Origin of the sequence: Streptomyces sp. NPDC096152, from assembly GCF_044763235.1 — a bacterium.
Taxonomy (GTDB): domain Bacteria; phylum Actinomycetota; class Actinomycetes; order Streptomycetales; family Streptomycetaceae; genus Streptomyces.
The window spans coordinates 1-6,858 of the sequence record NZ_JBIWFW010000013.1; the positions used below are offsets into that span (position 1 = coordinate 1).

General features: G+C 74.3%; 2 protein-coding genes. Both read left to right on the forward strand.

What is annotated here, in order from left to right; genetic code table 11:
- Positions 1–1,988 (forward strand): condensation domain-containing protein (locus ACIQ9G_RS32745; protein ID WP_403616943.1); only part of this gene is annotated, 1,988 nt, incomplete at its 5' end.
- Positions 1,985–6,858, forward strand: a 4,874-nt coding sequence (locus ACIQ9G_RS32750) for an amino acid adenylation domain-containing protein (protein ID WP_403616945.1), incomplete at its 3' end; no start/stop codon positions are given. The genes ACIQ9G_RS32745 and ACIQ9G_RS32750, both read left to right, overlap by 4 nt.

Consider the following 6,858-nt stretch of genomic DNA (forward strand, 5'->3'; position numbering starts at 1 on the left):
AGCAGCTCGCCGCCTACGTCGTCCCCCGCCCGCAGCAGACACCGGACCCGGCGCGGTTGCGCGCCCACGTCGGAGAGTCCCTGCCCGACTACATGGTCCCGGCAGCGGTCGTCGTGCTGGATGCCTTCCCGCAGACGCCCAACGGCAAGCTGGACCGCAAGGCCCTGCCCGCCCCCGACCTGTCCACCACCCCCGGCGGACGGCAGGCGAGCGGGGCACGCGAGGAGATCCTGTGCGGTCTGTTCCAGGAGCTGCTGAACCTGTCGGCGGTGGGGGCCGACGACAGCTTCTTCGACCTCGGCGGCGACAGCATCATGTCCATCCAGCTCGTCAGCCGAGCCCGCCAGGCCGGACTCGTCATCAAGCCCGGCCAGGTCTTCGAGCACAGAACGCCCGCCCGCCTGGCCCTGGTCGCCGAGGCGGCCGAGGACGCGCCCGTGGTGCCGGTCCCGGCGGGCGGTGGCACCGGCAGGGTGCCGGCGACGCCGATCGTGCACTGGCTGCGGGAACGCGGCGGGCCCGTGGGCCGGTTCCACCAGTCCGTCCTGGTGCACACGCCGGGGGACCTCACCGAGGACCGGCTCACCGCCGCCCTGCAGGCGCTCCTCGATCACCACGACGCCCTGCGCGCCCGGCTGATCCGCGACGACGACTGGGCGCTCGACGTCCCGGAGCCGGGCACGGTCAGGGCGGCCGGCCTGGTCCGCCGGGTTGAATGGCCCCAAGCCCACGGCGCGGGCAGCCTTGGGGACCGTACCGGCACCGCCGCCGAAGCGCCGCGGGCGTTGATCGCCGCCGAGGCGGACGCGGCCGCCGGCCGGCTCGACCCGGACGCCGGGGTGATGCTCCAGGCGGTCTGGTTCGACGCCGGGCCGGGACGGAGCGGCCGGCTGCTGCTCCTCGTCCACCATCTCGTCGTCGACGGGGTCTCCTGGCGCGTCCTGCTGCCCGATCTCGCCGCCGCCTGCGAGGCACTCGGCAAGGGCGCCGAGCCCGTTCCCGCCCCCGTGCCGACGCCGCTGCGGGTGTGGGCCGAGGCGCTCGCCGCGGCCGCACCGGCACGCACAGAGGAACTGCCCCTTTGGCAGGCGCAGTTGGACGACACCGATCCCGTCCTCGGGAGCAGGCGCCTGGACCTCGCTCGGGACACCTTCGCCACCGAGCGCAGCCTGACGCGCACCCTCTCCGCCGGGCACACCGCGGCCCTGCTCGCCGATGTGCCCGCCGCCTACCACGCGGGCGTCAACGACGTCCTGCTCACCGCCTTCGCGGTCGCCGTGGCCGACTGGCGGGCCCGCCGCGCCAGGGGCGGGGACACGGCCGTCCTGGTGGACCTGGAGGGGCACGGCCGCGAGGACGTCGTCGACGGCGCCGACCTCTCCCGCACCGTCGGCTGGTTCACCAGCCTGCACCCGGTGCGGCTCGATCCCGGAGCCGGGCAGCGCGCGGGCTTCTGGTCCGGCGGGCCCGCCGTCGGCGAGGCGCTGAAGCGGATCAAGGAGCAGCTGCGCGCGGTGCCCGACGGCGGCATCGGGTACGGGATGATCCGCCACCTGGCGCCCGATCGCCTGGCGCCCGATGCGGCGCTGCCGCACACCGCACCACCGCAGCTCGGGTTCAACTACCTGGGCCGCTTCCCGGCGGCCGCCCGGGGCGAGGAGCCCTGGACCGCGGCGCCGGAGGCCGGGGCGCTCGGCGGCGGGGCCGATCCCGCCATGCCGCTCACCCACGAACTGGAACTCAACGCGCTCACCGAGGACCGCCCCGAAGGCCCCCGCCTGGTGGCGACCTGGTCCTGGGCGGGCGACCTGTTCACCGCCGCCGAGGTCGCCGCCCTCGCCGACACCTTCGCGCGGGCCCTCGCCGTCGTGGCCGACCACGCCCGGGCCCCCGAGGCCGGCGGGCACACCCCCTCCGATCTGACCCTCGTCTCACTGTCCCAGGCCGAGATCGACCTGCTGGAAGCCGACTGGAGAACCTCTCGATGACGAAGCCGGGACTCGCCGACGTACTGCCGCTCTCGCCGCTGCAGGAAGGGCTGCTCTTCCACGCGCTCTACGACGAGCACGCCGCCGACGTGTACACCGTGCAGCTGAGCTTCGACCTGGAAGGGCCGCTGGACGCCCGCGCGCTGCGGGCGGCCGCGGAGGGCCTGCTGCGCCGCCACCCCAACCTGCGCGCCGCGTTCCGCCACGAGGGGCTCAGCCGTGCCGTGCAGATCGTGCCGCACGAGGTCGTGCTGCCCTGGACGGAGATCGACCTGTCGGCCGAGGCCGACCCGGAGCGGCAGCGAGCCGAGCTGGACCGGCTGCTCGCCGCCGACCGGGCCACCCGGTTCGACCTGACCCGTCCGCCCCTGATGCGCTGCGCCCTGTACCGGCTCGGCGCGGACCGGCACCGCCTGGTCCTCACCAAGCACCACATCCTCATGGACGGCTGGTCCATGCCGGTCCTGGTGCGTGAGCTGTTCCAGCTGTACGCGGCCCACGGCGACGACACCGCGCTGCCCGCGGTCACCCCGTACCGCCAGTACCTGGCCTGGCTGAACGGGCAGGACAAGGCGGCCGCCGAGGCCGCCTGGAGCGAGGCGCTGTCCGGGCTGGACGGCCCGAGCCTACTCGCCCCCGCCGACACGCCGCCGCCCGCCGTGCCGCCCGGACACCTCACCGTGGCCCTCACCGAGCAGCTCACCGCACGGCTGCGCGACCGGGCCCGCGAGCACGGAGTCACGCTCAACACCGTGCTCCAGGGCGCCTGGGCGCTGCTGCTCGCCAAGCTCACCGGCCGCGACGACGTCGTCTTCGGCGCGACCGTCTCCGGGCGCCCGCCGGAGATACCGGGCATCGAGACCATGGTCGGGCTGTTCATCAACACCCTGCCGGTGCGCATCGAACTGCCCGCCGCAGAGCCGTTCGCCGACGCCCTGGCCCGACTCCAGAGCCGCCAGGCCGACCTGATGGCCCACCAGCATCTAGGTCTCACCGAGGTGCAGAGCGTGGCCGGGCACGGCACCCTCTTCGACACCATCGCGGTCTTCGAGAACTACCCGCTGGACCAGGCCGAACTCCAGCCGGACAGCCCCGGCCTGCGGCTGAAGGACCTGCACGCCACCGACGCCACGCACTACGCCCTCGGCGTCGTCGCCGGCGTGGTCGACGGACGCCTGACGATGCGCCTGGACCACCGGCCCGACCTCTTCGGCACCGACGAGGTACGCCGCATCGCCGACCGGCTGGTGCGGATCTTCGAGACGTTCGCCGCCGATCCGACCCGCCCCTCCGGCCGCTTCGACGTCCTCGACGCCGACGAGCTCCACCGGATCGTCGAGGAGTGGAACGGCCACCGCGGCGGCCCGGCCCCCGAGACGGCCGCCGTGGACCCGGACGACCGGGCCACGCGGGCAGTACCCGCCCTCCCGGACGACCGGACCACGCGGGCCGCCGTCCCCGGCACCCTGACCGGCCGCTTCGCCGCCCAGGCCGCCCGCACCCCCGACGCGGTCGCCGTCTCCCTCGGCGGCGACCGGCTGACCTACGTCGAACTCGACGCCCGCGCCAACCGCCTGGCCCGGCTGCTCGCCCGGCACGGCGCGGGATCCGAACGGTTCGTCGCCCTCGCCCTGCCCCGCTCCCTCGACCTCGTGGTCGCCGTACTCGCCGTCCTCAAGTCCGGCGCCGCCTACCTGCCGCTCGACCCCGACTATCCGGCGGACCGGCTCGCCCACATGATCGAGGACGCCCGTCCCGCCCTGCTGGTGACGCGGTCCGACGCGGGCCTGCCCGCGGGCATCGGCGAGGGCACCGAACGGCTGTCGCTCGACGAGCCGGAGACCCTGGACGCGCTCGCCGCCGAGCCCGCCACCGCCCCCACCGCGGACGTGCACCCGCACCACCCCGCGTACATGATCTACACCTCGGGCTCCACCGGCCGCCCCAAGGGCGTCGTCGTCCCGCACCACAACGTCGTCCGCCTCTTCTCCGCGACCGACCACTGGTTCCACTTCGGCCCCGACGACGTGTGGACGCTCTTCCACTCGTACGCCTTCGACTTCTCGGTGTGGGAGCTGTGGGGCCCGCTGCTGCACGGCGGCCGGCTCGTCGTCGTCCCGCACGGCGTCACCCGCTCCCCGGAGGAGTTCCTGCGGCTGCTCGCCGAGGAGCGGGTGACGGTGCTCAACCAGACCCCGTCGGCCTTCTACCAGCTGATGCAGGCCGACCGGGAGAACCCCGGGACCGGCGACCGGCTGTGCCTGCGGTACGTCGTGTTCGGCGGCGAGGCGCTCGACCTGTGGCGGCTCGGCGACTGGTACGCCCGGCACGCCGACGACGCACCCGTCCTGGTGAACATGTACGGCATCACCGAGACGACGGTTCACGTCAGCCACCTCGCACTCGACGCGCCCAGCGCCGCCGCCGGACCCGGCAGCATGATCGGCCGGGCCATCCCGGACCTGCGGATCTACGTGCTCGACGGCGGACTGCGGCCCGCCGCGCCGGGCGTCGCCGGGGAGATGTACGTCGCGGGCGAGGGCCTCGCCCGGGGCTACTGGGGACGCCCCGGCCTGACCGCGAGCCGGTTCGTCGCCGACCCGTTCGGCGCCCCGGGCGCCCGGATGTACCGCACCGGAGACGTGGCGCGCTGGACCGAGGAGGGCGCCCTGGAGTTCGTCGGCCGGGCCGACGACCAGGTCAAGATCCGCGGCTTCCGGATCGAGCTCGGCGAGATCGAGGCGGTCCTCGCCGCGCACCCCGCGGTGGCCCAGGTCGCCGTCGTGGTGCGCGAGGACCGGCCCGGCGACCGCCGCCTCGCCGCCTACCTCGTCCCGGCGGCCGGGCAGCGGGCCGAGCCCGCCCAGGTCCGCGCGCACGCCGCGCGCAGCCTGCCCGGCCACATGGTCCCGGCCGCCTTCGTCACCCTCGACGCGCTGCCGCTCACTCCCAACGGCAAGCTGGACCGCAAGGCCCTGCCCGTGCCCGAGAACGGCACCGGCCAGAGCACCGGGCAGGCCGGCCGGGCGCCGCGCACCCCGCAGGAGGAGATCCTGTGCGGCCTCTTCGCCGATGTGCTCGGCGTGCGCGAGGTCTTCGCCGACGACCACTTCTTCGACCTCGGCGGGCACTCCCTGCTCGCCACCCGCCTGGTCGGCCGGATCCGCTCCGCCCTCGGCGTCGAACTCGCCATCCGCACCCTCTTCGAGGCGCCGACGCCGGCCGCGCTCGCCGAGCGGCTGGGCGAGGCCGGCACGGCCCGCCCTGCGCTGCTGCCCGCCGTCCGCCCCGAACGCGTCCCGCTGTCGTTCGCCCAGCGCCGGCTGTGGTTCCTGGACCGCCTCGAAGGCCCCGGGGCCACGTACAACATCCCGCTCGCCCTGCGTCTGCGGGGTGGGGTGGATCGTGAGGCGTTGCGGGCGGCGCTGGGTGATGTGGTGGCGCGGCACGAGAGTCTGCGGACGGTGTTCCCGGAGGAGGGGGGTGTGCCGTGGCAGGAGGTGCTGCCCGCCGGTGAGGTGGGGTTGGAGTTGCCGGTGGTGGAGGTTGCTGCCGGTGGGCTGGAGGCCGTGTTGGCGGCTGCTGCGGCGGGTGGTTTCGATCTGGGGTCCGGGTTGCCGGTGCGGGCGGAGCTGTTCGTGCTGGGTGCCGAGGATCAGGTGCTGCTGCTGACGGTGCATCACATTGCTGCCGATGGGTGGTCGCTGGTTCCGCTGGGTCGGGATCTGGCGGTGGCGTACGAGGCGCGGTCGGCGGGGCGGCGGCCTCAGTGGTCGGCGCCGCTGCCGGTGCAGTACGCGGATTACAGCCTGTGGCAGCGAGAGCTGCTGGGCGACGATAGCGATGAAGCGAGCCTGGTCGCACAGCAGTTGGAGTTCTGGAGGGCTGCTCTGGCGGGTGCTCCGGATCTGCTGGAGCTGCCGACCGACCGTCCCCGTCCCGCCGTGGCCGGCCACCGCGGCGGCATGTTCACCTTCACCGTCGACCCCACCCTGCACCAGGGCCTCGTCTCCCTGGCCCGGGAGTCCCGGGCGACGTTGTTCATGGTGTTGCAGGCGGGTCTGGCGGCGTTGTTGTCGCGGTTGGGTGCGGGTGAGGACGTTCCGCTGGGGGGTGCGATCGCGGGGCGTCAGGACGAGGCGTTGGACGATCTGGTCGGGTTCTTCGTGAACACGCTGGTGCTGCGCACGGATGTGTCGGGGGACCCGAGTTTCCGTGAGCTGCTGGGCCGGGTGCGGGAGTGGGACCTGGCGGCCTACGCGCATCAGGACGTGCCGTTCGAGCGGGTGGTGGACGCGGTCGCGCCGGACCGATCGCAGGCGCGGCATCCGTTGTTCCAGGTGATGCTGGTGCTGCAGAACACGGCCGCCGCCGAACTCCGCCTCCCCGGACTGGACACCGCCACCCTGCCCGTCGGCACGGGCGCCGCCAAGTTCGACCTGGGCCTGGAGTTCGGGGAACGCTCCACGGGCGGGATGGACGGCCTGGTCGAGTACAGCAGCGAACTGTTCGACCACGCCACGGTCGAGCGCCTGGTTAACCGCCTGCTGCGGCTGCTCACCGCCGTGATCGCGGCCCCGGACGCCCCGATCGGCTCCGTCGACATCCTGGACGACGGGGAGCGTCGGCTCGTCCTGACCGACTGGAACGACTCGGCCCGCCCCCTGGAGCCCGCCACCGTGCCGGAGCTGTTCGCGCGCCGGGTGGCGGCGGACCCGCGGGCGCCCGCGGTGATCTCCGGTGCGGGGACGTTGTCGGCGGCCGAACTGGACGTACGGGCCGACCGGTTGGCGTATGAGCTGCGGGCGCGTGGGATCGGTGCGGAGTCGCTGGTGGCGCTGGCGCTGCCGCGGTCCACCGAGGAGCTGGT